Source organism: Rhodococcus sp. LB1 (genome assembly GCF_001583455.1).
Taxonomy (GTDB): domain Bacteria; phylum Actinomycetota; class Actinomycetes; order Mycobacteriales; family Mycobacteriaceae; genus Rhodococcus_F; species Rhodococcus_F opacus.
The window spans coordinates 23442-47596 of sequence record NZ_LTCZ01000157.1; the positions used below are offsets into that span (position 1 = coordinate 23442).

At 68.4% G+C, this 24155-nt stretch carries 23 protein-coding genes and 1 tRNA gene; 12 read left to right on the forward strand and 12 right to left on the reverse strand.

Features of this window, described 5'->3' with window-relative positions; genetic code table 11:
- The first annotated feature begins 17 nt into the window (after positions 1-17).
- From AZG88_RS21910 to AZG88_RS21930, 5 genes are all read left to right on the forward strand, one after another.
- A complete protein-coding gene (locus AZG88_RS21910; protein WP_061699025.1) occupies positions 18-677 on the forward strand; it encodes a hypothetical protein in 660 nt (219 codons plus the stop codon).
- Positions 674-1159 carry an HNH endonuclease signature motif containing protein gene (locus tag AZG88_RS53905; RefSeq protein WP_061699027.1) on the forward strand — a complete coding sequence of 162 codons (486 nt, stop codon included), beginning with the start codon at positions 674-676 and terminating at the stop codon, positions 1157-1159. The genes AZG88_RS21910 and AZG88_RS53905 overlap by 4 nt, the downstream gene beginning before the upstream one ends.
- A gap of 45 nt (positions 1160-1204) precedes the next feature.
- A tRNA-Leu gene (locus AZG88_RS21920) sits at positions 1205-1286 on the forward strand.
- 140 nt (positions 1287-1426) lie between these two features.
- Positions 1427-1828 (forward strand): hypothetical protein, encoded by a 402-nt coding sequence (locus AZG88_RS21925; RefSeq protein WP_061699029.1) that lies wholly within the window; start codon positions 1427-1429, stop codon positions 1826-1828.
- Positions 1825-2190: a DUF3817 domain-containing protein gene (locus tag AZG88_RS21930; protein ID WP_005248298.1), complete on the forward strand. Its 366-nt coding sequence runs from the start codon at positions 1825-1827 to the stop codon at positions 2188-2190. Before AZG88_RS21925 ends, AZG88_RS21930 begins: the two co-directional genes overlap by 4 nt.
- Before the next feature lie 137 nt (positions 2191-2327).
- Here the strand turns inward: AZG88_RS21930 and rdgB are convergent, their stop codons facing one another.
- From rdgB to clpS, 11 genes are all read right to left on the reverse strand, one after another.
- Complete coding sequence (gene rdgB, locus AZG88_RS21935; protein WP_061699031.1) at positions 2328-2945, reverse strand: RdgB/HAM1 family non-canonical purine NTP pyrophosphatase; 618 nt, start codon at positions 2943-2945, stop codon at positions 2328-2330.
- A gap of 4 nt (positions 2946-2949) precedes the next feature.
- Positions 2950-3738, reverse strand: coding sequence for a ribonuclease PH (rph, locus tag AZG88_RS21940; protein ID WP_005248301.1), 789 nt, complete (start codon positions 3736-3738; stop codon positions 2950-2952).
- 45 nt (positions 3739-3783) lie between these two features.
- Complete coding sequence (locus tag AZG88_RS21945; protein WP_179443392.1) at positions 3784-4542, reverse strand: cyclic nucleotide-degrading phosphodiesterase; 759 nt, start codon at positions 4540-4542, stop codon at positions 3784-3786.
- Between the two features lie 122 nt (positions 4543-4664).
- A complete protein-coding gene (locus AZG88_RS21950; RefSeq protein WP_025432973.1) occupies positions 4665-5615 on the reverse strand; it encodes a PLP-dependent cysteine synthase family protein in 951 nt (316 codons plus the stop codon).
- 344 nt (positions 5616-5959) lie between these two features.
- A complete protein-coding gene (locus AZG88_RS21955) occupies positions 5960-6628 on the reverse strand; it encodes a rhomboid family intramembrane serine protease (RefSeq protein ID WP_061045798.1) in 669 nt (222 codons plus the stop codon).
- A 19-nt stretch (positions 6629-6647) separates the two neighbouring features.
- Entirely contained in the window at positions 6648-7610 is a 963-nt protein-coding gene (locus tag AZG88_RS21960; RefSeq protein WP_005262003.1) for a PLP-dependent cysteine synthase family protein, read from the reverse strand.
- A gap of 8 nt (positions 7611-7618) precedes the next feature.
- A complete protein-coding gene (locus AZG88_RS21965) occupies positions 7619-7891 on the reverse strand; it encodes a MoaD family protein (RefSeq protein WP_009474135.1) in 273 nt (90 codons plus the stop codon).
- 63 nt (positions 7892-7954) lie between these two features.
- Complete coding sequence (locus AZG88_RS21970; RefSeq protein ID WP_231914128.1) at positions 7955-8374, reverse strand: Mov34/MPN/PAD-1 family protein; 420 nt, start codon at positions 8372-8374, stop codon at positions 7955-7957.
- Positions 8375-8504: 130 nt separating this feature from the next.
- The gene (locus AZG88_RS21975; protein WP_061699033.1) at positions 8505-9575 is read right to left on the reverse strand and encodes a P1 family peptidase; all 1071 of its coding nucleotides are present in this window, start codon (positions 9573-9575) and stop codon (positions 8505-8507) included.
- The gene (gene aosR, locus AZG88_RS21980; protein ID WP_005248321.1) at positions 9572-10159 is read right to left on the reverse strand and encodes an oxidative stress transcriptional regulator AosR; all 588 of its coding nucleotides are present in this window, start codon (positions 10157-10159) and stop codon (positions 9572-9574) included. The genes AZG88_RS21975 and aosR overlap by 4 nt, the downstream gene beginning before the upstream one ends.
- A gap of 36 nt (positions 10160-10195) precedes the next feature.
- Positions 10196-10534: an ATP-dependent Clp protease adapter ClpS gene (gene clpS / locus AZG88_RS21985; protein ID WP_005248322.1), complete on the reverse strand. Its 339-nt coding sequence runs from the start codon at positions 10532-10534 to the stop codon at positions 10196-10198.
- Between clpS and AZG88_RS21990 the strand changes: the two genes are divergently transcribed.
- From AZG88_RS21990 to AZG88_RS22010, 5 genes are read left to right on the forward strand one after another with little or no spacing between them, the layout of a single operon-like run.
- Positions 10533-11912, forward strand: coding sequence for a nicotinate phosphoribosyltransferase (locus AZG88_RS21990; RefSeq protein ID WP_061045765.1), 1380 nt, complete (start codon positions 10533-10535; stop codon positions 11910-11912). The genes clpS and AZG88_RS21990 overlap by 2 nt on opposite strands.
- The gene (locus AZG88_RS21995) at positions 11909-12541 is read left to right on the forward strand and encodes an isochorismatase family protein (RefSeq protein WP_061045764.1); all 633 of its coding nucleotides are present in this window, start codon (positions 11909-11911) and stop codon (positions 12539-12541) included. Before AZG88_RS21990 ends, AZG88_RS21995 begins: the two co-directional genes overlap by 4 nt.
- Positions 12542-12550: 9 nt before the next feature.
- Positions 12551-14599, forward strand: coding sequence for an ATP-dependent DNA helicase (locus AZG88_RS22000; RefSeq protein ID WP_061699036.1), 2049 nt, complete (start codon positions 12551-12553; stop codon positions 14597-14599).
- 54 nt (positions 14600-14653) lie between these two features.
- A complete protein-coding gene (locus AZG88_RS22005; protein WP_061045763.1) occupies positions 14654-15574 on the forward strand; it encodes an ABC transporter ATP-binding protein in 921 nt (306 codons plus the stop codon).
- On the forward strand, positions 15571-17163 hold the full coding sequence (locus AZG88_RS22010; protein WP_061699038.1) for an ABC transporter permease: 1593 nt from the start codon (positions 15571-15573) through the stop codon (positions 17161-17163). Before AZG88_RS22005 ends, AZG88_RS22010 begins: the two co-directional genes overlap by 4 nt.
- A gap of 17 nt (positions 17164-17180) precedes the next feature.
- Here the strand turns inward: AZG88_RS22010 and glgP are convergent, their stop codons facing one another.
- Positions 17181-19778, reverse strand: coding sequence for an alpha-glucan family phosphorylase (gene glgP / locus AZG88_RS22015; protein ID WP_025432976.1), 2598 nt, complete (start codon positions 19776-19778; stop codon positions 17181-17183).
- A 160-nt stretch (positions 19779-19938) separates the two neighbouring features.
- Here glgP and AZG88_RS22020 point away from each other — a divergent pair, with 160 nt between their 5' ends.
- On the forward strand, positions 19939-21957 hold the full coding sequence (locus tag AZG88_RS22020) for a maltotransferase domain-containing protein (RefSeq protein ID WP_061045760.1): 2019 nt from the start codon (positions 19939-19941) through the stop codon (positions 21955-21957).
- Complete coding sequence (gene glgB / locus AZG88_RS22025) at positions 21957-24155, forward strand: 1,4-alpha-glucan branching protein GlgB (RefSeq protein WP_061699041.1); 2199 nt, start codon at positions 21957-21959, stop codon at positions 24153-24155. Before AZG88_RS22020 ends, glgB begins: the two co-directional genes overlap by 1 nt.

Below are 24155 nucleotides of genomic sequence, written 5' to 3' on the forward strand. Positions count from 1 at the left end.
TTCTCCGGGGGGAAGAAATGAGCACAGCCCACGTCCGCGCCCTACTCGATCACGTCGCCGCCGAACTGCCGCGAGAGCTTTGGCCGCATTGGACGGAGGGCTGGCCGCACGAGATCGAAGCCGGGCTGCTCGATGCCGCGTTCTCCGCACGCGCGACGTACGGCACACCCACCACGGGGGTTCGCGCCGTCATCACCCGCTGGCGCGATCACCGGGCCGCACCCCTCGACGACCTCACGGCACTCGCCGCGCACGCCGATGAACCCGAAGGCCTCCTGGCCGTCCTGAACAACCGGCAGCGAGTACCGGGGAACTACACCACCAAGGCCGAGGCCGTCGCCTCGGCGGCACGCTCGCTCGCCGAGCTGGGCTGCACCACCTCGGCGGATCTCCGCGACGACGAGGCCCAGCGGAACGCGATCGTCGGGGTGCCCGGGTTCGGTGCCGCCACCTGGGAGTGCCTCGCCATGCAACTCGGCATCCGCACCGCCGAATCTCACCGCCTGGTGTGCGAGTTCCTCGGCGAGGCGCTCGATCTCGAAGCACCCCCATCGACGGCAGACGCCGAACACCTCGTCGCCTCCGCAGCAGTGCGGCTCGAGATCACGCCCGCCACCTTCACCCACGCCGTCTGGCGGCACCAGCGCGCGCAGCGGCGGGTGGCAAGTGCGAGATGAAGTACACGCGAGAAGCGCTCGAGCAGGCGGTCGCGGAATCGACGAGCGTGGCCGGCGTCATGCGCTACCTCGGCCTGAAACCCGCGGGTGGGACACACGCTCACCTGAGTCGACAGATCAAGAGGTTCGGAATCGATACGACGCACTTCACCGGGAGCGCACACACCAAGGGCAAGCCGGCTCGCAATCGCATGTCGTGGGAGGAGATTCTCGTGGAACGACCACCAGGTAGCGCACGCGTGAAACCACATCTGTTGCGCCGGGCCCTGATCGAGGCCGGGGTCGAATACAAATGTGTTCTCTGCGGCCTCGGCGACGACTGGTGCGGAAGCCCCTTGACTCTGCACGTCGACCACATTGACGGTGATCCCCTCGACTCACGTTTGCATCAGATCCGGTTCCTCTGCCCCAATTGTCACAGTCAGACACCGACGTGGGCCGGCCGAAATCGCTGGACACAGGGTGGTGAGCACACAGGCTGATCCGAGGATGGGCTCCTGTCGAGGTGTGGCGTAGTCTGTCCTCGCGCGCGAGTGGCGGAATGGCAGACGCGCCACACTTAGGATGTGGTGTCCAACGGACGTGGGGGTTCAAGTCCCCCCTCGCGCACTTCTCGGGTTTCCCTGCCGATTCGGCGGCCCTGTTTCGCTTGGATCGACGGCTCGTCGGGCGCCTCCGGCGGCTGTGACCGCCGCCATAGCGGCAACCTCTCCTAGCAGCGCATTCAGCGATTCAGGTACCGTCGTTACGTGTCCGGTAACCGTAAGCAACGCCGCCCCGCGCTGATTCTGTTGGTGGTCGTCGGGGCTGTCGGGTGCCTTGCACTCGGCTGGTGGCAGTGGACACGTTTCGAAGCGGTGGGCGGGACCGGCCAGAATCTCGGATATGCGTTCCAGTGGCCGCTGTTCGCGGCGTTCCTCGTCTACGCCTTTCGGCGATTCGTGCAGCTCGAGGACGCCGAACCGGCTGACCCCGCCGACGTCCCGGATGCTCCCACCGAACTGCGGGAGATCCCGGCAGACGTCTTGCCCCCTCGCCCCTCGGTGGCCGAGGACGATGATCCGGACGATCTCGAGAGCCGGCAGATTTCGCAGTACAACCAGTACCTCGCCGAGCTGTCCGCTCGCGAGACCGATAGGAGCACCACGTGAGCACGGGCCAAGACGAGACGACTGCCGGTTCGGTCGCAGACACCGCGAAGCAGAAGAAGATCGCCCCCGCGCTCCTGCGCTACCGCGTCCTCGCCTACGCCACCGGTGTGTGGCTGCTGGTCCTCACCGCAGAGATGGTGGCCAAGTACATCTTCAAGGTCGACAACCTGCCCACCTGGATCGCCGTGGTCCACGGCTGGGTGTACTTCGTCTACCTGCTGGTGACGCTCGACCTGGCGGTCAAGGTGCGCTGGCCCGCGGGCCGGACGGTCGGAACGCTACTCGCGGGCACCATTCCGTTCCTGTCGTTCTACGTGGAGCACCAGCGGACCAAGCAGGTCCGCCGCGACTTCGGTCTCTGATCGAACCGGTCGGCTCCCTCACATGACGACCGGCTGCCCGGTGATCATCGCGATCACGTAGGTCAGCCAGGCGAGCGGTGTCTGCGGCACCATCATCGGCGACATGAGAAACCTCCTCCCGTCAAGCGTAGCGAGTGTCAGCGCCCGGTGAGCGCCGCCAGGGCGGGGACGAGCTGAACGAGCGCCCGCCCTCGGTGCGAGGACGCGTCCTTCTCCTCGGGTGACAGCTGGGCGGCCGATCGGGTGTCCCCGTCGGGCACGAACACCGGGTCGTAGCCGAACCCGCCGTCGCCGACGGGCTCGCGGGCGATGCTCCCCCGCCATTCGCCGCGGACCACCGATTCCTCGCCGCCGGGCACCACGAGCGCGCACGCCGAGACGAACGCCGCTCCCCTGCGGTCGTCGGGCACGTCACCGAGCTGAGCCAGGACCAGGGCGGTGTTCGCGGGATCGTTTCCGTGCGTGCCCGACCACCGTGCGGACAAAATTCCGGGCATGCCGTTCAGTGCGTCCACCTCGATTCCGGAATCGTCTGCGACACAGGGCAATCCGGTTGCGGCGGCACCGTCGCGCGCTTTCGCCAGGGCGTTCTCCTCGAACGTCGCACCCGTTTCGGGGGCCTCGGGGTACTCGGGCACGGCATCGAGTCCGACCAGTTCGATTCCGTCGACACCGGCTGCCGCGAGCACCCGATGCAGTTCCCGGAGTTTCTTCGCGTTGCGGCTCGCCACCAGCACTCGTGTGGTTCCCGGCACCGAGCTAGCTCCCGAACTTCTTCTTCGACGTCTCCGGGACCTTCGGCTCCGGAAGCACACCGGGGTAGGGCAGTTCGAGTGCGGCCTTCTGGATCTCGAACAGCTGCTCGCACCCTGCGAGCGCGGAATCCAGCAGTTTGTCGAGCGTGCTCCGCGGGAACGTCGCGCCCTCGCCGGTGCCCTGGATCTCGACGAGAGTACCGGTGTCGGTGGCCACCACGTTCATGTCGACCTCGGCGCGCGAGTCCTCCTCGTACGGCAGGTCGAGGCGCACACGGCCGTCGACGACGCCCACACTCACCGCGGCGATGCCGCAGGAGATCGGCTGGGGGTCGGCGAGACGGCCGGCGGCGCGGAGGTAGGTCACCGCGTCGACCAGGGCCACGTAGGCGCCGGTGATGGCGGCGGTGCGAGTCCCGCCGTCGGCCTGCAGCACGTCGCAGTCGAGGGCGATGGTGTTCTCACCGATGGCGGCGAGGTCGATGCAGGCGCGGAGGGAGCGTCCGACCAGCCGGCTGATCTCCTGGGTCCGTCCACCGACCTTGCCCTTGACGGACTCTCGGCCGCTGCGGGTGTGGGTGGCGGCGGGCAGCATGGCGTACTCGGCCGTCAGCCAGCCGAGTCCGGAACCCTGACGCCAGCGGGGAACACCGTCCTCGACGCTGGCCGTACACATCACCCTGGTGTTTCCGAATTCCACCAGCACCGATCCCGCGGGATGAGTGGTGAAACCCCGGGTGATCTTGACCTCGCGGAGTTCGTCGTCCGCCCTACCGTCTTCTCGTGTGGTCACGGCAGAGAGCCTAGTCGCCCCCGTCCGGGGGGCGGGCACACGGCTTCAGACGGTGTAGACGCCGCCCGCGGACACCGCGTGCACGGGGCCGGAGAATTCGGCCTTGGCCTCGGCGATGACGTCTTCACGCGACGTCCACGGCGGTATGTGGGTGAGCAGCAGTTCGGCGACACCGGCGCGGTGTGCGACCTGACCGGCCTCGGTGCCCGAGAGGTGGATCCCTTCGGGCCGGTCCGGACTGTGTGTCCACGACGCCTCGGCGAGCAGTACGTCGGCCGCGCGGGCGAGGTCGATCACTTCTTCGCACATGCCGGTGTCGCCGGTGTACACGAGGGTGCGCCCGGCGCCGTTGGTCACGCGGAACCCGTACGCCTCGGGCGGGTGGTTGACCCGGCGCGCGGTGATGGTGAGGTCGCCGAACGTGACCGGTTCGCCGTCGGCCCAGTGGTGCAGGTCGATCGTGTCGGAGATGTCGTCGATGTCGCCGCCGCACTCCGCGGACGCGACGCCGATCCGGCGGGCGGTGTCGGACGGGCCGTAGACGAGTGCGCGCCCCTTCGGCGGGTGAGGATGATAGCGACGCCAGACGAGCAGTCCGGGGAGGTCCAGGCAGTGGTCCGCGTGCAGGTGGCTGAGTAGGACGGAGACCTCGCCGGGATCGGCGAACCGCTGGAGCGCACCGAGGACACCGGGTCCGAAGTCGAGTACCAGCGGCGGTGTGTCCGGCGCGGTCAACAGATAACCCGATGCAGGTGAGTCTGGTCCGGAGACGCTCCCTGAACACCCCAGGACGGTAATGCGCATACCCGCCATGCTGCCACGACGACCCGTTTCGGAAAAAGCTTCCGACCGAATTGGCGCGTCGACCTCACAACCGATGGGGAACTGTGACCTGACCATGCCGATCTACCGCGGATCCGCCGCCGTTACCGTTCCCATGCCTCTTCGAGGACCCGGACCTGTGGGTCGTAGGTGCCGGTCGAGAGGTACTTCCATCCGGCGTCGGCGACCACGAACGCGATGTCGGCCCGCTGCCCCGTCTCGACGGCGCACCGTGCCACATCGAGTGCGGCATGGAGATTGGCGCCGGTGGACGTACCGGCGAAGATTCCCTCGACGTCGATCAGCTCGCGGGTGCGCTGGATCGCCTCGGCGTGACGTACCCGGAATCGCCGGGTGAGTACCGATTCGTCGTACAGTTCCGGAACGAATCCCTCTTCGATGTTGCGGAGACCGCAGACCATTTCCCCGAAGCGCGGTTCCGCGGCCACGATCTCGACGCCGTCGACGTGCTCGCGGAGAAACCGGCCCGTACCCATCAGTGTCCCGGTGGTGCCGAGCCCCGCGACGAAGTGGGTGATCTCGGGAAGATCCCGCAGGATTTCCGGCCCCGTGGTCTCGTAGTGTGCCATCGCGTTGGCCGGGTTGCCGTATTGGTAGAGCAGTACCCAGTCCGGATTCTCGTCCGACAGCCGCATCGCGACGGCGACGGCCTCGTTGGAACCACCCGCGGCCGGAGAGTCGATGATCCGCGCGCCGAACATCGTCAGCAGCTGGCGGCGCTCCATCGACGTGTTCTCGGGCATCACGCAGATCAGCTGGTAGCCCTTCAGTTTGGCGGCCATCGCCAGGGAGATACCGGTGTTGCCGCTGGTCGATTCGAGAATCGTCGCACCGGGAGTGAGACGGCCGTCCCGTTCTGCCTGCTCGATCATGCGTAGCGCCGGGCGATCCTTGATCGAACCGGTGGGATTGTGATCCTCGAGTTTGGCCCACAGCCGCACCGGGCTGCTGCCGTTCCAGCGTGGCGACAGCCGGGGCAGGCCGACCAGAGGTGTGTTCCCGAGAGTGTCGATGTACGAATCGAACCTTGCCACGGCAGCGATCAGCCTCCCGTGACTACACAGCGAACGGACGGACACTCGCCGTCGACGTCGGGGGTCGAAACTGTGACAGCCATGATCAACTCCTGAGGGTGCGGTGGGGTGCGGCGACGGAGATCCGCCGCTGGGCACGCCCGGACGTCGGCGACGCGGCGTGTGCGCGAACCCGTGAGTTCGAACCACCTCCACCGGCCCTCCGTGACGACACTGTCGACAGCTCTGAACTACGCAGTTCCTGGGTGCCCGGATCTCGGGTGGAGCGTACCAGCAGGCCCTACTCGCAGCGGTCGGATGCGCCGTACACGCCGGTGGATCGCACGTGCCTCATCCCGAGGTGATCACCCGAACGATTGTGGCCCCACCGCTTTCCGGGCCCGCTGCTTCCTGGCGTCCGCGGAGAGCAGCCAGGCCGCGACGACACCGCCGACGGCGCCGAACAGATGTCCCTGCCAGGACACACCGGGAGCGCTGGGCAACACACCCCACAGCAGGCTGCCGTAGACGACGAACACCACGACGCCGACGAGGATCTGGCCGAGGCTGCGGGCGAAGATTCCCCGGACCAGCAGGTAGGCGAGCCAGCCGAAGATCAGGACGGAGGCGCCGATGTGGTTGGAATAGGATCCACCGGTCAACCAGGTGCCCAGACCTCCGACCACCCAGACGATCCCGGTGGCGGCGAGGCCGCGGGCGATGCCCGACAGCAGCACGAGGAACCCGAGGACCAGCAGCGGGACGGTGTTCGCGAACAGGTGTGCCCAGTCGTCGTGCAGGACCGGGGCGAACAGGATCCCCCACAGCCCGTCGACGGAGCGCGGCCCGACTCCGTTCTCTTCGAGTCGCTCGTCGGACGCCACGTCGACGATCTCGATGACGTACAGCAGCATCGTGAAGGTGCCGATGAGGATTGCGGACTGCAGCCACAGCGGCTTCGACTTCGGTGCCGGCGACGCGCCGCCCCTGGGCACCGGCGAGCCGAATCGCGAGGAGTCGAACGACGAAGTCATGATCCACACACCCCTGTCGTCATGCCCACAACTGCCCTTCCAGTGCTTCTTCTGCTTCCTCGACCGTACCGCCGTATGCGCCGGTCGACAGATATTTCCATCCGCCGTCGGCGACGATGAACGCGATGTTCGCCGCGCGTTCGGCCTTGACGGCCTTGCGCGCCACCCCCAGCGCGGCGTGGAGGATCGCGCCGGTCGAGATGCCCGCGAAGATGCCTTCGTTGTCGATCAGTTGCCGGGTGCGGCGGACGGCGTCGGCGGGGCCGACGGAGAACCGCGAGGTGAGGACGGATTCGTCGTACAACTCGGGGACGAAGCCTTCGTCGATGTTACGGAGGCCGTACACGAGTTCGCCGTAGCGGGGCTCGGCCGCCACGATCTCGATGCCGTCGACGTGTTCGCGGAGGTAGCGTCCCACACCCATCAGGGTGCCGGTGGTGCCGAGACCCGCGACGAAGTGGGTGATCTCGGGAAGGTCGCGCAGTATCTCGGGGCCGGTGGTCTCGTAGTGCGCCAGCGCATTCGCGGGATTGCCGTACTGGTACAGCATCACCCAGTCGGGATGCTCCGCGGACAGCTCCTTGGCCACGGCGACAGCCTGATTCGATCCACCGCGCGCGGGTGAGTCGATGATCTGCGCACCGAACATCGTGAGCAGTTGCCTGCGTTCCACGGACGTGTTCTCGGGCATCACGCAGATCAGGTGGTAGCCCTTGAGTTTCGCGGCCATCGCGAGCGAGATCCCGGTGTTCCCGCTGGTCGGTTCGAGGATCGTGGCGCCGGGTGTCAGGGTGCCGTCGTTCTCGGCCTGCTCGATCATGCGGAGAGCGGGCCGGTCCTTCACCGAACCGGTGGGGTTGCGGTCTTCGAGCTTCGCCCACAGGCGGACCGGCGCAGCGCCGTTCCAGCTCGGCGACAGGCGGGGCAGCCCGACGAGGGGTGTGTCGCCCAGGGTGTCGATCAGCGAATCGAACCGCGCCACGGCCGCGATCAGCCTCCGGCGACGGCGGGCAGGATCGTCACGGAGTCCCCGTCGGCCACCTCGGTGTCGAGTCCGCCCGAGAATCGGACGTCCTCGTCGTTGACGTACACGTTGACGAAGCGGTGCAGGCGGCCGTCGTTGATCAGGCGGTCCTTGATGCCGCCGTAGTTGCCGTCGAGATCGTCGATGACGGCGGAGAGTGTGGGACCTGTTGCCTCCACCCGCTTTTCACCGCCGGTGTGGGTACGCAGGATGGTGGGGATCGAAACTGTGACAGCCATGGTCGGCTCCTCGGGATGTGGGTGTCTTTGCATGCCGCGGGCCCGTCGCGAGGGACGGCACCGTCACTTGTCGGGGATGTCTGCCACGGACGTGTGGGCGAACTTGTAGCTCTGGACCACGTCGACGGGTTCCTCGGTGACGACACCGTCGACGATGCGGTAGCTGCGCAGTTCGTGGGCGTCGGGGTCGCGGGTGGAGATCAGCACGTAGTGGGCGTCCGGTTCGGACGCGAAGGAGATGTCGGTCCGGCTGGGGTACGCCTCGGTGGCGGTGTGCGAGTGGTAGATCACGACGGGCACCTCGTCGGCGTCGTCCATCGCCCGCCACACCTTCAGTTGCTCACCCGAGTCGAAGCGGTAGAACGTCGGCGAACGCTCGGCGTTGATCATCGGGATGTGCCGTTCGGGGCGGTCGGAGCCTTCCGGCCCGGCGATGACCCCGCACGCCTCGTCGGGGTGGTCGGCGCGCGCATGCGCCACCATCGCCTCGACGAAGTCCGATCGAATCACCAGCACGTCATCCACCTCCGTGAGCGCCATCCTAGGTGCGCACCGGCGAGTCGGCCACCGACCGGCCGGTACCTCAGGAACGCGTACCTCAGGAACGCGTACCTCAGGAACGCAGTGCAGAGGGGAACAGTTCGCGGTAGGTGGGAATTCCCGCGACCGGGGTGGCGCTGAGGACGGCGTCGACGATGGCCTTCTCCACCACTTCGGCGGCGGCGGTGCAGACGGCGTCGACGACGGGCAGGTCGGGCGGGAACGCGTCGGGCACTCCCGGCGGGTGGTGAACGGGGTGGATACCGGTGGAGAGCGCGAAGATCGTGTCGCCGTCGAGCGGCGAGTGCGCCGGCCGGATCGCGCGGGCAAGCCCGTCGTGGCCCGCCACGGCGACGCGGCGTAACGCCGCCTTCCCCAGGACGGCGTCGGTCGCGACGACCCCGATGGTCGTGTTGAGGACGGTGCTCTTGGCGATCAGTTCGCGCGCCGCCGACACCTCGGCGGCGTCCGGGGGTCTGAGCCCGAATGCGGCTGCACCCACGGTGGCGACACCCCAGGGCAGTCCGGTCGCCGGGTCGAACACGGTTCCGACGGGATTGGCCACCATCAGCGCGGACACCGTGATGCCCTTCGCCGGACCGTCCGTGACGACGACGCTCGCCGTTCCGACACCCCCTTTGAGCGCGCCCGCACGCGCACCGACTCCGGCGCCCACCGAACCGGAGAGCACGGTGTGGGACGCGGAATCTGCTGCCCGGTAACCGAATTTGGCGGTGGGGCGCGTGCGCCAGTCACCGACCGGTAGATCGAAGATCACGGCGGCGGGAACGATCGGAACCACCTGATCGGGCTCCCCCATGGCGATTCCGTGACCGTGCTCCTCGAGCCACCGCATGACGCCGTCCGCGGCGGCGAGTCCGTAGGCGCTGCCGCCGGTCAGGACGATCGCGTGAACCCTCCGGACGCTGTGGCTGGGGTCGAGAAGGTCGGTTTCCCGGGTGCCCGGTCCCCCGCCACGGACGTCGACCGCTCCGGTCGCGCCGTGCGGCGCGAGGACCACGGTGCACCCGGTGGCGGCGCCGCTTCCGAGCGTGGCGTCGCCGTCGAGTTCGTGGTGGTGCCCGACGCTCAGGCCCACCACATCGACGAGCGAATCGGTGCGGCCCGGCGTCGTGGCCGTCACGGCGCGAGTGCCTGAACGAGCGAGTCCTGCATCCAGGTCAGCCAGTGGTAGATGTCCAGGTGCGGTGCGCGGGGATCGGCGGGATCGAGTTCGTCGGGCGTGTCGGCGTCGATGCCCAGGTTGGTGCCCAGCGCCAGCCGGACGTCGTTGAGACCGCTGAGCCAGGCGTCGGCCTGCTCCGGCGTGAGCAGCACCTTGCCGCCGTTCTCGGGCACCGTGTGGAGAATGACCGAGCCCGCCGCCAGTTTGGCGTCGATGATCTCCGGTTCGTGGAGTCCGCGCAGCGCACCGTTGATGTCGGCCTTCGATTCGGCGCGGATCTCGTCGTCGTCCGGCGCGTCCATGTCGGGACGGTGGAAGTCGGGTAGCAGCCGGGCGAGGACCTCCTCGTCGGGTGCCGCCGTGTTGCCCGTCCGCATCCCGGTGAGCGCCGCGAGTTCGTCCTCCGGGGCGGACGCGGCCCGCTCCTCGAGGAGGCCGAGGACGGAGGCGACCAGCGATCGCAGCACCGTGGCCTCGTGCGCGTCCATCTCCGAACGCAGTTTCACACCGCCGAGCGAGTTCTTCCTGCTCCACATCCGCACGTCGTGTACCGAGTTCCTTACTGTCCGAACGGAAAGTTAGCTGCCGTCACGCTGCATCGTGGCCCACAGGCCGGCCGCGTGCAGCTTGCGTACATCGTTTTCGACCTTGTCCCGGGAGCCGCTCGACACCACGGCCTTCCCCTCGGAATGAACCTGCATCATCAATTCCGTGGCCTTGGCTTTGCTGTACCCGAAGAGCTTCTGGAAAATGTAGGTGACGTAGTGCATCAAATTCACCGGATCGTCCCACACGACGGTGATCCAGGGACGATCATTGGCTTCATCGATCTCGGCGACCTCCGACTCTGCAGGGGTGACCTGCGGCGATGCCGGCATGGCATCCACGAATGGAGCTGTCGTCGAGCAATGAGCCATGACACCAGGGTACGACGCTCCTCCACTGGGCGACACCGCGGCTTACAGTGGCCGGGTGTCCAGAGACAGCACCGCCTTGTTCACCGACCAGTACGAGTTGACGATGTTGTCGGCGGCCCTCGCCGACGGTTCCGCCCACCGACGCTGCAGTTTCGAGGTGTTCGCCCGCCGGCTCCCCGACGGCCGCCGCTACGGAGTCGTCGGCGGCACCGCCCGTCTGGTTGCCGCGCTGTCGAACTTCCGTTTCGGCGAGCGGGAACTCGAGATCGTGTCCCGTTTCCTCGACGAGGTGACCGTCGCATGGCTGCGTGACTATCGCTTCGGCGGGGACATCGACGGCTACCGGGAGGGCGACTTCTATTTTCCCGGCTCCCCGATCCTCTCCGTCCGCGGAACGTTCGCGGAATGCGTCCTACTCGAGACGCTGAGCCTGTCGATCCTCAACCACGACAGCGCGATCGCGTCCGCCGCCGCACGCATGGTCAGCGCTGCCGACGGACGCCCCATGATCGAGATGGGTTCGCGGCGCACCCACGAGGAATCCGCGGTGGCGGCCTCCCGCGCCGCCTACCTGGCGGGTTTCACGGCCACGTCGAATCTGGAGGCGGTCCGCAGGCACGGAGTACCCGGTGCGGGTACCAGCGCGCACGCGTTCACCCTGTTGCACACCACCCCGGACGGGCCGGACGAGGCGGCGGCGTTCCGCGCGCAGGTCGCGGCACTCGGAGTCGGGACCACGCTCCTCGTCGACACGTACGACATCACCGAGGGCGTCAAGACCGCCGTCGAGGTCGCGGGCCCCGAACTCGGGGGCGTCCGGATCGACTCCGGCGATCTGGGCGTCCTGGCCCGGCAGGTCCGCAGGCAGCTCGACGACCTCGGTGCGACCGGGACGAAGATCGTCGTCTCCGGCGACCTCGACGAATACGCCATCGCCGCGTTGCGGGCCGAACCGGTGGACGTCTACGGCGTCGGCACGTCCGTCGTCGTCGGCTCCGGCGCGCCGACCGCCGGCATGGTCTACAAACTCGTCGAGGTGGACGGCATCCCCGTCGAGAAGAGGAGCAGCAACAAGGCGTCGCGGGGCGGCACCAAGCGGGCGCTGCGATTCGCCCGTGACACCGGAACCCTGGTGGAGGAGGTCGTGTACTCGGCACACTCGGACGCACCCGGCTCGGCCGGCCTCGAGGCGCGGGAACTGCTGGTCCCGCTGGTGCGGGGCGGTGAGACCGTCTGCGACACGACTACCCTGGAAGACAGCAGATCCCTCCTGGCGGCGGGCCTCGTGAGCCTGCCCTGGGAGGGCCTGAAGCTCTCCCACGGCGAGCCCGCGATCCCGGTGCGCTTCGCCGAACCCGAACCCAGGAGGGCACCATGACCGACATCGAGAACACCGACCTCCGGCGGGCGCTGCTCGTGGTCGACGTCCAGAACGACTTCTGCGAGGGCGGCTCCCTCGCCGTCGACGGCGGTTCCGCGGTCGCGGCCGCGATCAGCCGCTTCCTGGCGGCGACCGAATACGACGCCGTCGCGGCCACGATCGACCACCACATCGAGCCGGGCCACCACTTCTCCGACGAACCGGACTACGTCGACACGTGGCCGGTGCACTGCAAATCGGGAACGTCCGGCGCGGACTTCCACCCCGACCTCGACCTGAGCAGCATCGAATCGGTGTTCTCCAAGGGCGAGTTCTCGGCGGCCTACTCGGGCTTCGAGGGCAAGAACTCCGACGGCCAGAGCCTGGAGAAATGGCTGCGTGCGGCCGGAGTCACCGAGGTCGACGTCGTGGGGATCGCCACTGATCACTGCGTGGTCGCGACGGCTCTCGACGCCGTGGCCGCCGGATTCCCGACGCGCGTCCACCTCCCCCTCACTGCAGGCGTCGCCCCCGCGACCGTCGAGGCCGCGATCACCGCGATGCGGGCCGCCGGGGTGCGCCTCGTGGGCCGCGATGCAGACACCCCCTCGGACCGCGTGACGATTTCTGACGTAGGTCCCGAGTAACCTGCTCGGGTGCCTGAAAACCTCCCCAACGTCCCCGAGCTGTTGCGCACGGCGGTGCGGTCGCTGGGCGGTGCCGAGCGGTCCAACCAGCTGACCATGGCTTCCGCCGTCGCGCATTCGATCGACACCGGGGAGCATCTGGCCGTCCAGGCCGGGACTGGCACCGGCAAGTCCCTCGCCTATCTGGTGCCGAGCGTCCGGCATGCGGTGCAGAGCGGGAAGACGGTCATCGTCTCGACGGCCACCATCGCACTGCAGCGTCAGCTGATCGACCGCGACATGCCGCGGCTCGCGGACGCGCTCGAGGGCTCGCTCGGACGGAGACCGCACTTCGCGATCCTCAAGGGCCGCAACAACTATCTGTGCATGAACAAGATCCATCCCGGGTCCGCCGAGGAGCCTCCCACGGACGAGCTGTTCGACCCGTTCGCGGTGTCGCGGCTCGGACGGGAGGTCCAGCGCCTCACCGAGTGGTCCTCGGACACCGAGACCGGCGACCGCGACGACTTGGCCCCCGGAGTCAGCGACAAGGCGTGGCGCCAGGTCAGCGTCACCGCCCGCGAATGCCTCGGCAAGTCTCGGTGCCCGGTCGGCGAGGACTGCTTCGCGGAGCGGGCCCGCGCGGAGGCCTCGCAGGTCGACGTCGTGGTCACGAACCACGCCCTGCTCGCCATCGACGCCATCACCGGGATCGCGATCCTCCCCGAACACGACGTCGTGGTCATCGACGAGGCGCACGAACTGGTCGACCGCGTCACGAACGTCGCCACCGCGGAGTTGGCGGCGTCGACGATCAGTGCCGCGGCGCGGCGCTGCGCGAAGCTCGTCGAGGAGCAGGACGCAGACCGCCTCGAGGCTGCGGGCGAGGGCTGGGCCGCGCTCCTCGAGGAGTTGCGGCCGGAACGGTGGGAGGCGTTGCCGCCCGGCGCGGCCCCCGCTCTTGCCGCGGTCCGCGACGCCGCCTGGTCGCTGCGCACGGCGATCGGGCCGTCCCGTCCCGGTATGGCGTTGAGCGACCCGGAGGCCGCGGCGGCACGCAACACCGCACTCGCCTCGGTCGAGGAGGTACACGACAGCGCCGTCCGCGTTCTCAGCGCCTTCGACGAGCCGGATCCGGCCAAGCGTCACGACGTGGTGTGGCTGGCCGCCGACGACAATCGCGGGTCGATCCGCCGGGTGGTGCGGATGGCGCCGCTGTCGGTCGGCGGGCTGCTGCGTTCCCGGCTGTTCGCCGAATCGACCGTGGTCCTGACGTCCGCCACGCTGACCGTGGGCGGATCGTTCGACGGCCTGGCGGTCAACTGGGGACTTCCGGCCGAATCGTCCGTCGTGATCGATCCGGCGATGGCCACCGGCTCCGAGGCGCCGTCCGATTCGGGCACGCTCAAATGGAACGCCCTCGATGTCGGGTCGCCGTTCGACCATGCCCGCGCCGGCATCATCTACATCGCGAAGCAGCTTCCGCCGCCGGGGCGGGACGGCCTGTCCCCCACGTATCTCGACGAGATCGCCGAACTCGTCGAGGCGGCGGGCGGGCGCACGCTGGGATTGTTCTCCTCGATGCGGGCCGCCAAGGCCGCGTCCGAGGCGATGCGCGACCGGCTCGACACCCCGATCCTGTGCCAGGGCGACGACTCGACGGGCGCCCTCGTCCGGGCGTTCGCAGGCGACGAGCCGACGTCGCTTTTCGGCACGCTGTCGCTGTGGCAGGGTGTCGACGTGCCGGGACCGTCGCTGAGCCTCGTGATCCTCGACCGCATCCCCTTCCCCCGCCCCGACGACCCGTTGCTGGTCGCCCGGCAGAAGGCCGTCGAGTCGCGCGGCGGAAACGGGTTCCTTTCCGTCGCAGCCAATCACGCGGCGCTGCTGCTCGCCCAGGGTGTGGGACGTCTGCTACGCAGCGTCGACGACAAGGGTGTGGTGGCCGTCCTCGATCCGCGGCTCGCCACGGCCCGCTACGCCGGGTATCTGCGGGCCTCGCTGCCACCGTTCTGGGAGACGTCCGATCCGGAAGTCGTGCGTAAGGCACTGGGGCGGATCCGCGATTCGCGCCCGTGACCGCTGTCGCGCACTGAGTCGGACAGCGGATCGGTGCGCACCTATGCTCGACCGATGGACCTTGCGATCTCAGTCCGCGGACTCACCAAGAAGTTCGGCGAAGTCCTCGCCCTCGACGGCCTCGATCTGGAGGTGAAGTCGGGTGAGGTGCACGGATTCCTCGGACCCAACGGCTCGGGCAAGTCCACGACCATCCGGGTGCTCCTCGGTCTGCTGCGCGCCGACGGCGGCTCGGCGTCCGTTCTCGCTTCCGATCCGTGGCACGACTCCGTTCCCGTGCATCGGCGACTCGCCTACGTTCCGGGTGACGTGAACCTGTGGCCCAACCTGTCCGGCGGCGAGGCGATCGACCTCCTCGGGCGGCTGCGCGGCGGACTCGATCCGGTCCGTCGCGCGTCGCTGATCGAGCGGTTCGAACTCGACCCCACCCGCAAGGGCCGCACCTATTCGAAAGGCAACCGGCAGAAGGTCGCCCTCGTGGCGGCGCTCGCCGCCGACACCGAACTCCTCATCCTCGACGAGCCGACGTCGGGCCTGGACCCGTTGATGGAGGCGGTGTTTCAGGAATGCATCACCGAATTCGCCCGTAGCGGACGCACAGTGCTGTTGTCCAGCCACATCCTCGCCGAGGTCGACGCGCTGTGCCACGCCGTCACCATCATTCGCGCGGGCAGGACCGTGCAGGCGGGAACACTGTCCGAACTGCGCCATTTCACCCGCACCACGGTGACGGCGACCACCCGGATCAGGCCCACTCCCATCGCGAACGTCCCCGGCGTGCACAACCTGCAGAAGGGTGAGGATGCGAACACGGTGACGTTCGACGTCGATTCCGATCAGATCGATCCGGTCATGACCACACTGACGGGGCTGGGCATCGTCTCGATCACCGCCAACCCGCCGACGCTCGAGGACCTGTTCCTCCGCGAGTACCGCGACGAGGTCGAGGCACTCGGGATCGGACGGCCCCAATGAGCCGACTGAGCGGAACGGGGGTGCTCGCCGAACTGGCGGTGCGCACCGACCGGGTCCGGATTCCGGTGTGGACGGTCGCGGTGGCGGGCCTCACCGTCCTGATCGCGTCGAGTTACTCCACCATCTACCCGACCGCCGAATCCCGGCAGGCCCGCGCCGAACTCATCTCGTCCCCGGCCGCCACGGCTCTCGCCGGGCCGGGATACGGCCTGGACGACTACACGCTCGGTGCGATGGTCGCCAACGAGATCGCCGGCATGACGATGGTGGCCGTGGCGATCATGTCGGTGCTGCTGGTGACGCGGCATCTGCGGACGGAGGAGGAAACCGGGCGCACGGAACTGGTACGCGCCGGCGGCGTCGGGCGATACGCGGGAATCACGGCGGGGTTGATCTCCGCGGCGCTCGCCAATGTGTTCGTCGCGCTTCTGCTCGTCATCGGACTGCTCGCCGTGGGTCTGCCTCCGGCGGGTTCGCTGAACATGTCCGCGGGTGTGCTGGTGGTGGGGCTGGTGTTCACCTCGCTGTCAGCGCTGGCGTCCCAGTTCACCGAACACGCCCGCACTGCAAGCGGTGTCGGGATCTCCGCGATCACCGTCGCGTATCTGCTGCGTGCGGTGGGCGACGTGCAACAGGGACACAGCGGGAGCCTGCTGACGTGGGTGTCGCCGATCGGCTGGTCGCAGGCCACTCGCGCCTACGTCGACGAACGGTGGTGGCCGTTGCTGATCGGCATCGTCGCGGCGGCGCTGACCGTCGGGTGCGCGTATGCCGCCATCGGTCGCCGGGACGTCGGGGCGGGGCTCCTCGCGCCGCGGGGCGGGCGCGCCGAGGCGTCGCCCCGCCTGACCGGTGTCACCGCGCTGGCGGCCCGTCAGCAGCGCGGCCAGATCCTCGCCTGGGGTGTCGGTGTGTTCGCGCTGTCGCTGCCGATCGGTTCACTCGGCAGGCAGATCAGCGACTTCATCGACCAGGATCCCGATCTCGCACAGCTGCTGCCGGGTGGCGCCGCGGCGGCCGCCGACGGTGCGTTCGCCCTGTATCTGGTGTTCCTGGTGGTGATGGCGGCGATGTACGCCGTCGGTGCCGTCATATCCATCCGCTCGGAGGAATCGTCCGGTCGCGCCGAGGAGGCACTGTCCACCCCGGTGTCCCGGGCGTCGTGGCTCGGTGGCCAGCTGGCCGTGATCGCCGGTGCGGCCGTCGCGATCACGGTGGCGGCAGGGGTCGGCATGGGGATCACCGCGGCGTTCACGCTGTCCGATGCGGGCGCGCTCGGCCGGCTGATCGGCGCGGCCCTGAACACCGTGCCGGCAGTACTGGTGATCGTCGGTGCGTGCGCAGCCGTCTACGGCCTGATTCCCCGCGCGCTGCCGGCGTTGTGGGCATTCCTGGGCTACGTTCTCGTCGCCGGAATGTTCGGGGAAGTGCTCCCGGACTGGTTCGGGGTGCTCTCCCCCTTCCACTACACGCCGGCCCTGCCTGCCGAGAGTTTCTCGGCGACTCCCCTCGCGGTTCTGTTGCTTCTCGCGGCGGCCCTGTTCCTCGCCGCCGTCACCGGATTCCGACGCCGGGACGTCGGCCGGTGACGGCTCGGTAGCGCCGGTCAGGGGTTCGGCACCGTCACCAGACCCAGCTCCGACGGGTCGACGAGCAACCGGTGGTGCGGAAGGACCCGCACCGTGTATCCGACCGACCCGGACAGCGGCAGGGCCAGGTCTGCGACGAACAGCTCCCCCGACTCGTCCGATGCGGAATGGGTCATCGGGACCGTGACGATGTCGGTGAGCTCCTCGTCCGGTCCGGCCTTTCCGATCACGGCCTGCACGGTGACGTCCGAAACGGACAGTTCGCCGAGGCGGATGCGGGCGCGGAGCACCAGATTGGCGCCGATCTCGGGGGTGTCGGGCAGCCCCGCGCCGTCGACCTGAAGGACCGCCACCGACGGCCAGGCGGCCTCGACGCGGCGACGGAACGCGGCGAGTTCGCGGGCGCCGGCGAAGTTCTCCGCCGCCACCATCCGGGCCGATTCGGCGGCGGGCGCGTAGTACTGGACGGCGTAGTCGCGCACCATCCGCGATGCAAGCACCTTGGGCCCGAGATTCTGCAGGGTGTGACGGACCATCTCCACCCAGCGCACCGGCAGGCCGTCCGCACGGTCGTAGAACCTCGGCAGGACGGCGCGCTCGAGCAGTTCGTACAGTGCGCTGGCCTCGAGGTCGTCACGCCGTGCCTCGTCGACGACGCCGTCGGCGGTGGGGATGGCCCAGCCGTTCTCGCCGTCGAACATCTCGTCCCACCAGCCGTCCCGGATCGACAGGTTCAGTCCGCCGTTGAGGGCGGACTTCATACCCGACGTGCCACACGCCTCCAGCGGGCGCAGCGGGTTGTTGAGCCACACGTCGCAACCCCAGTAGAGGTACCGCGCCATCGACATGTCGTAGTCGGGAAGGAAGGTGATGCGGTGCCGGACGTCGGCGGCGTCGGCGAACCGCACGACCTGCTGGATGAGGGCCTTCCCGCCGTCGTCCGCGGGGTGGCTCTTCCCGGCCACCACCAGCTGCACGGGACGTTTCTCGTCGAGGAGGAGGGCGCGGAGCCGCTCGGGGTCGCGCAGCATCAGCGTCAGTCGCTTGTAGGTGGGCACCCGCCGGGCGAAGCCGACGGTGAGCACGTTCGGGTCGAACACCTCGTCCGTCCAGCCGAGTTCGGCGGACGTGGCACCGCGTTCGATCCAGGACGCGCGGACCCGGCGGCGCACTTCCTCGACCAGTTTTCCGCGCAGCGCGTTGCGGGTCGACCACAGTTCCTCGGCGGACAGGTCCTGCAGCCGCTCCCAGCCGCGGGCCTCCTCCACCAGTTCGGGGCCCAGGATTCGGGTGGCGAGATCGATCCATTCGGGTGCGGCCCAGGTGGGCGCGTGGACACCGTTGGTCACCGAGCCGATCGGCACCTCCTCGGCGTCGAATCCCTGCCACAGCGGCTGGAACATCTCGCGGCTGACGATGCCGTGCAGCTTGGACACACCGTTGGCCCGTTGCCCGAGCCGCAGGCCCATGTGGGCCATGTTGAACACGGACGGATCCGATTCGCGGCCGAGTCCGAGGATCCGGTCGATCGTCAGCCCCGGCAGCAGCGACGATTCGTTCGCAGCGTTGTCGCCGCCGAAGTAGTGCCGCACGAGGTCGGCCGGGAACCTGTCGATTCCCGCAGGAACCGGGGTGTGGGTGGTGAAGACCGTACCGGCCCGGACCGTGGCCAGCGCCTCGTCGAAGTCGAGTCCGCCGGTGGTGACCAGTTCACGGATCCGCTCGATGCCGAGGAAACCCGCATGTCCCTCGTTCATGTGGAAGACGGCGGGATCGGGGAGGCCGTAGGCGTGGGTGTAGGCGCGCACGGCACGGACACCGCCGATGCCGGCGAGGATCTCCTGTTTGATGCGGTGGTCCTGGTCGCCGCCGTACAGACGGTCGGTGACGCCCCGCATCTCGGCGTCGTTCTCCGCGATGTCGGAGTCGAGCAGCAGCAGCGGGACGCGCCCCACCTGGGCGATCCACACGCGGGCGCGCAGAACCCGGCCACCGGGGATCGCGACGTGGACGAGGACGGGCGCCCCGTCCGACGACTGCGGGCCGGACTCGGTGAGCAGGCGCAGCGGCAGGCCCTGCGGGTCGTGCGGCGGGTAGTGCTCGGCCTGCCAGCCGTCCGCGGTCAGCGACTGCCGGAAGTAACCCGAGCGGTACAACAGGCCGACACCGATCAGTGGCAGGCCCAGATCGGACGCCGCCTTCAGGTGGTCGCCTGCGAGAATTCCGAGACCGCCGGAGTAATTGGGCAGCACTTCGCTGACCCCGAACTCCATTGAGAAATACGCGATCCCACCGTCCAGCGACACTCCCTTGGCCTGCTGGTTCTGATACCAGCGGGGGCGGGACAGGTAGTCGTCGAGGTCGGCGGCCGCGGCGTCGAGCCGGGCCAGGAACGCGACATCCTCGGCCAGTTCGTCCAGGCGGGCGGGATCGACCTCCCCGAGCATGCGGACCGGGTCGAACTGCACCTGCCGCCACAGTTCCTCGTCCAGCAATCCGAACAGTTCCTGCGTGGCCGGATGCCAGGACCAGCGAAGATTGGTGGACAGCGGACCGAGGGCAGCGAGCCGCTCCGGAAGGTGGGCTCGGACAGTGAACCGACGCAAGGCTTTCACCTCGCGAACGATAACGCACTACGGGCGTCGTTGCGCCGTGTCGGGGCGGGTAGACGTCAGAACTGCAATACGGACAGGAACCGGTCGACTCCATTACGGTTGAACGGGCGGCCCAGCCCACGAGCCGCCGGCAACTTCCGGCTATGGAACGGAGCCCAGTGTGACAGGTCGACTCGGTATCGACGACGTGGAACCGAACATCGGGTGCGGTCGGTATCCCGCCAAGGCCGTTGTGGGTGAGGTGTTTCCCGTCCGGGCAACCGTGTGGCGTGAAGGTCATGACGCCGTGGCCGCCACGCTTGCGGTGCGGGGACCGCGCAGTGCCGCGTCGGGCGGCTCGGCGACCTTCCGCATTCCGATGACCGGCGGTCCTGTGCCCGACACCGTCGACGGTTCCTTCACCCCGACCGGCGAGGGCATCTGGACGTTCCGGATCGAGGCCTGGAGCGATCCGCTCACCACATGGAAGCACGCGGTCGAGGCCAAGCTGGCAGTGGGACAGGGGCCGGCCGAACTGGCCAACGACCTCGAGATCGGTGCGCGGTTGTTCGAGCGAGCCGCGAAGGGCGTCCCCCGCGCGGACCGCTCGCGGCTGGCCGCGGTCGCGGCGTCGCTGCGTTCCGACCGTCACCTCTCCGAACGTGTGGCCCCGGCGTTCGGGTCGGACGTCACGGAACTGCTGCGCGCACATCCGCTGCGCGATCTCGTCACGAAGAGCGAACCGCACACCGTGCTCGTCGATCGCACGCGCGCACTGTTCGGGTCCTGGTACGAGTTCTTCCCGCGATCCACCGGCGGCTGGGACGAGAACGGCAAGCCGCGGCACGGCACGTTCGCCACGTCCGTGGCGGCACTTCCCCGCATCGCGTCGATGGGATTCGACGTGGTGTACCTCCCACCCATCCACCCGGTCGGCAAGGTCAACCGGAAGGGCCCCAACAACACGCTGACACCCGGCCCCGACGACGTCGGTTCGCCGTGGGCCATCGGCTCGGACGAGGGCGGCCACGACGCGATTCATCCCCAGCTCGGGACGATGCGCGATTTCAAGGCGTTCATCGCTGCCGCCCGGAAGCTGCACATGGAGGTGGCGATCGATCTGGCCTTGCAGGCCGCACCGGACCATCCGTGGGCGAAGAAGCACCCCGAATGGTTCACCGTGCTCCCCGACGGCACCATCGCCTACGCCGAGAACCCGCCGAAGAAGTACCAGGACATCTACCCGGTCAACTTCGACGACGACCGCGACGGGATCTACGCGGAGGTCCTGCGGGTCGTCCGGCACTGGGTCGCGGCGGGCGTCAAGATCTTCCGGGTCGACAACCCGCACACCAAGCCGCCGGACTTCTGGGAGTGGCTGATCGCCGAGGTCAAGAAATCGGATCCGGACGTCCTGTTCCTGTCCGAGGCGTTCACCCGTCCCGCGCGGTTGTACGGTCTCGCCCGCCGCGGTTTCACGCAGTCCTACACGTATTTCACGTGGCGGACCGCCAAGTGGGAGCTGACGGAGTTCGGCAAGGAGATCGCCGCCAAGGCCGACGAGGCGCGCCCCAACCTCTTCGTCAACACCCCGGACATCCTGCACGAGAGCCTGCAGACCGGCGGTCCGGGAATGTTCGCCCTGCGCGCCGCGCTGGCGGCGACCCTGTCCCCCACGTGGGGGGTGTACTCGGGATACGAACTGTACGAACATGTTCCGGTGCGCGTGGGCAGTGAGGAGTACCTCGACTCGGAGAAGTATCAGCTGCGTCCCCGAGATTTCGAGGGGGCCGCCGCGCGCGGCGAGTCCCTCGAACCGTGGATCACCGCGCTCAACCGGATCCGCAGGCAGCATCCGGCGTTGCAGCAGCTGCGCAACATCCATTTCCACCACGTCGACAACGACGCCCTGATCGCCTATTCCAAGTTCGACGCCACCACCGGCGATGCCGTGCTGACGGTGATCAACCTCAACCCGTACGGCGCCGAGCAGGGCAACGTGTGGCTGGACATGCCCGCGCTGGGCCGCGACTGGCACGACCACCTGACCGTGCTCGACGAGGTCACCGGGGAGCAGTATCACTGGGGGCAGGCCAACTTCGTGCGCCTGGAGCCGTGGCGCGCGGTGGCCCATATCCTGGCATTACCGTCGATCCCCTATCCGGCCAGAACGAAGCTGGCCTACCGCGGAGGTACATAGTGACCGTCGAACCGCCTGTCGCCATCGCACCCGACGCCGCCGACCTCGACCTGCTGTCCCGGGGCGAGCACCACAACCCGCACTCGATCCTGGGCGCGCACCCGCACCCCGACGGCACGGTGATCCGCGCACTGCGCCCCCACGCCGAGGGCGTCGACGCCGTCATCGGGGGGACGAGTTTCTCGCTGGAACACCTGGCGCACGGCGTGTGGGGCACCCTCGTCCCGTACCGGGATCTGATGGACTACCGGCTGTCCACGACGTGGCCGGGTGGCCACAACGACGTCTCCGCAGACGGGTACCGGTTCCTGCCCACGCTCGGCGAACTCGATCTGCACCTGTTCGGTGAGGGCAGGCACGAGCGGCTGTGGGAGATCCTCGGCGCGCACCGCCGCCGCTACGACACCCCCGACGGCACCGTCACCGGCACCTCGTTCGCCGTCTGGGCTCCCAATGCCCGCGGGGTGAGTGTGATCGGCGATTTCGACGGGTGGAGTGGGCGGAACTTCCCGATGCGGGTGCTCGGCTCCACCGGGGTGTGGGAGTTGTTCGTTCCCGGCATCGAGGTCGGCGACCTGTACAAGTTCCGGGTCCACGGACCGGACGGCACTGTCCGCGACAAGGCCGACCCCATGGCCTTCGCCACCGAGGTCCCTCCGGCTACCGCGTCCCGGGTGTCGGTCAGCACGTACGAATGGAACGACGCCGACTGGCTGGCGGAGCGCGCGGCCACCGAGCCGGCGCAGTCCCCGATGAGCGTGTACGAGGTTCACCTCGCTTCGTGGCGGCCCGGGCTGAACTACCGCGAGATGGCCGAACAACTCGCCGCCCACATCACCGAGACGGGATTCACCCACGTCGAGCTGCTGCCGGTCGCCGAGCACCCGTTCGGCGGTTCGTGGGGATACCAGGTCACGTCGTACTACGCGCCCACCTCACGATTCGGCTCCCCCGACGACTTCCGGTGGTTCGTCGACCACCTGCACGCCGCCGGCATCGGGGTCATCGTCGACTGGGTACCGGCCCACTTCCCCAAGGACGAGTGGGCACTGGCACGTTTCGACGGCACACCGCTCTACGAGCACAGCGATCCCCAGCGCGGCGAGCAACTCGACTGGGGAACGTACGTGTTCGATTTCGGGCGGCGCGAGGTCCGCAACTTCCTCGTCGCCAACGCGCTGTACTGGCTCGACGAGTTCCACGTGGACGGTCTGCGCGTCGACGCGGTCGCGTCGATGCTGTACCTCGACTATTCGCGGCCGGAGGGCGGTTGGACGCCGAACATCCACGGCGGCAGGGAGAATCTCGAGGCCGTCGCCTTCCTGCAGGAAACCAACGCCACGGTCCACAAGCAGCACCGCGGGGTCGTCACCATCGCGGAGGAGTCGACGGCGTGGCCGGGTGTCACCCGCGCGACCAACGTCGGCGGTCTCGGTTTCAACATGAAATGGAACATGGGGTGGATGCACGACACCCTCGGATTCATGGCTCACGATCCCGTCCACCGCAGCTATCACCATCACGAGATCACGTTCTCCCTGATGTACGCGTGGAGCGAGAACTATCTGCTGCCCATCAGCCACGACGAGGTGGTGCACGGCAAGGGCACGCTGTGGACGCGGATGCCCGGCGACGACTACGCGAAGGCCGCCGGTGTGCGGGCGCTGCTGGCGTACATGTGGTCGCACCCCGGCAAGCAACTGCTGTTCATGGGTCAGGAATTCGGACAGACGGCGGAGTGGTCCGAGGAGCGCGGACTCGACTGGTACCAGCTCGACGACCCGTATACCGGCGGCTTCCACCGTGGTCTGCTCCGGCTCGTCCACGACCTCAACACCACCTACCGCGAGCACCCGGCGTTGTGGACTCTCGACACGTCACCGGGCGGGTTCTCCTGGATCGACGCCAACGACACCGCGAACAACGTCCTGAGCTTCCTGCGCTACGGCACCGATGGGTCGATCCTGGCCTGCCTGTTCAATTTCTCGGGTTCGCCGCATTCGCATTATCGTGTGGGCTTGCCAGAACGGGGCGAATGGCGTGAAATTCTCAACACCGACGCCGAGGTCTATGCGGGCTCGGGTTGGGGAAATCTCGGTGCGGTGACGGCAACGTCGCAGCCGTGGCACGGCCGTCCCGCCTCTGCAGAGGTGGCACTGCCCGCGAACGGCGCGATCTGGATGAGTCTGGAGCGTTGA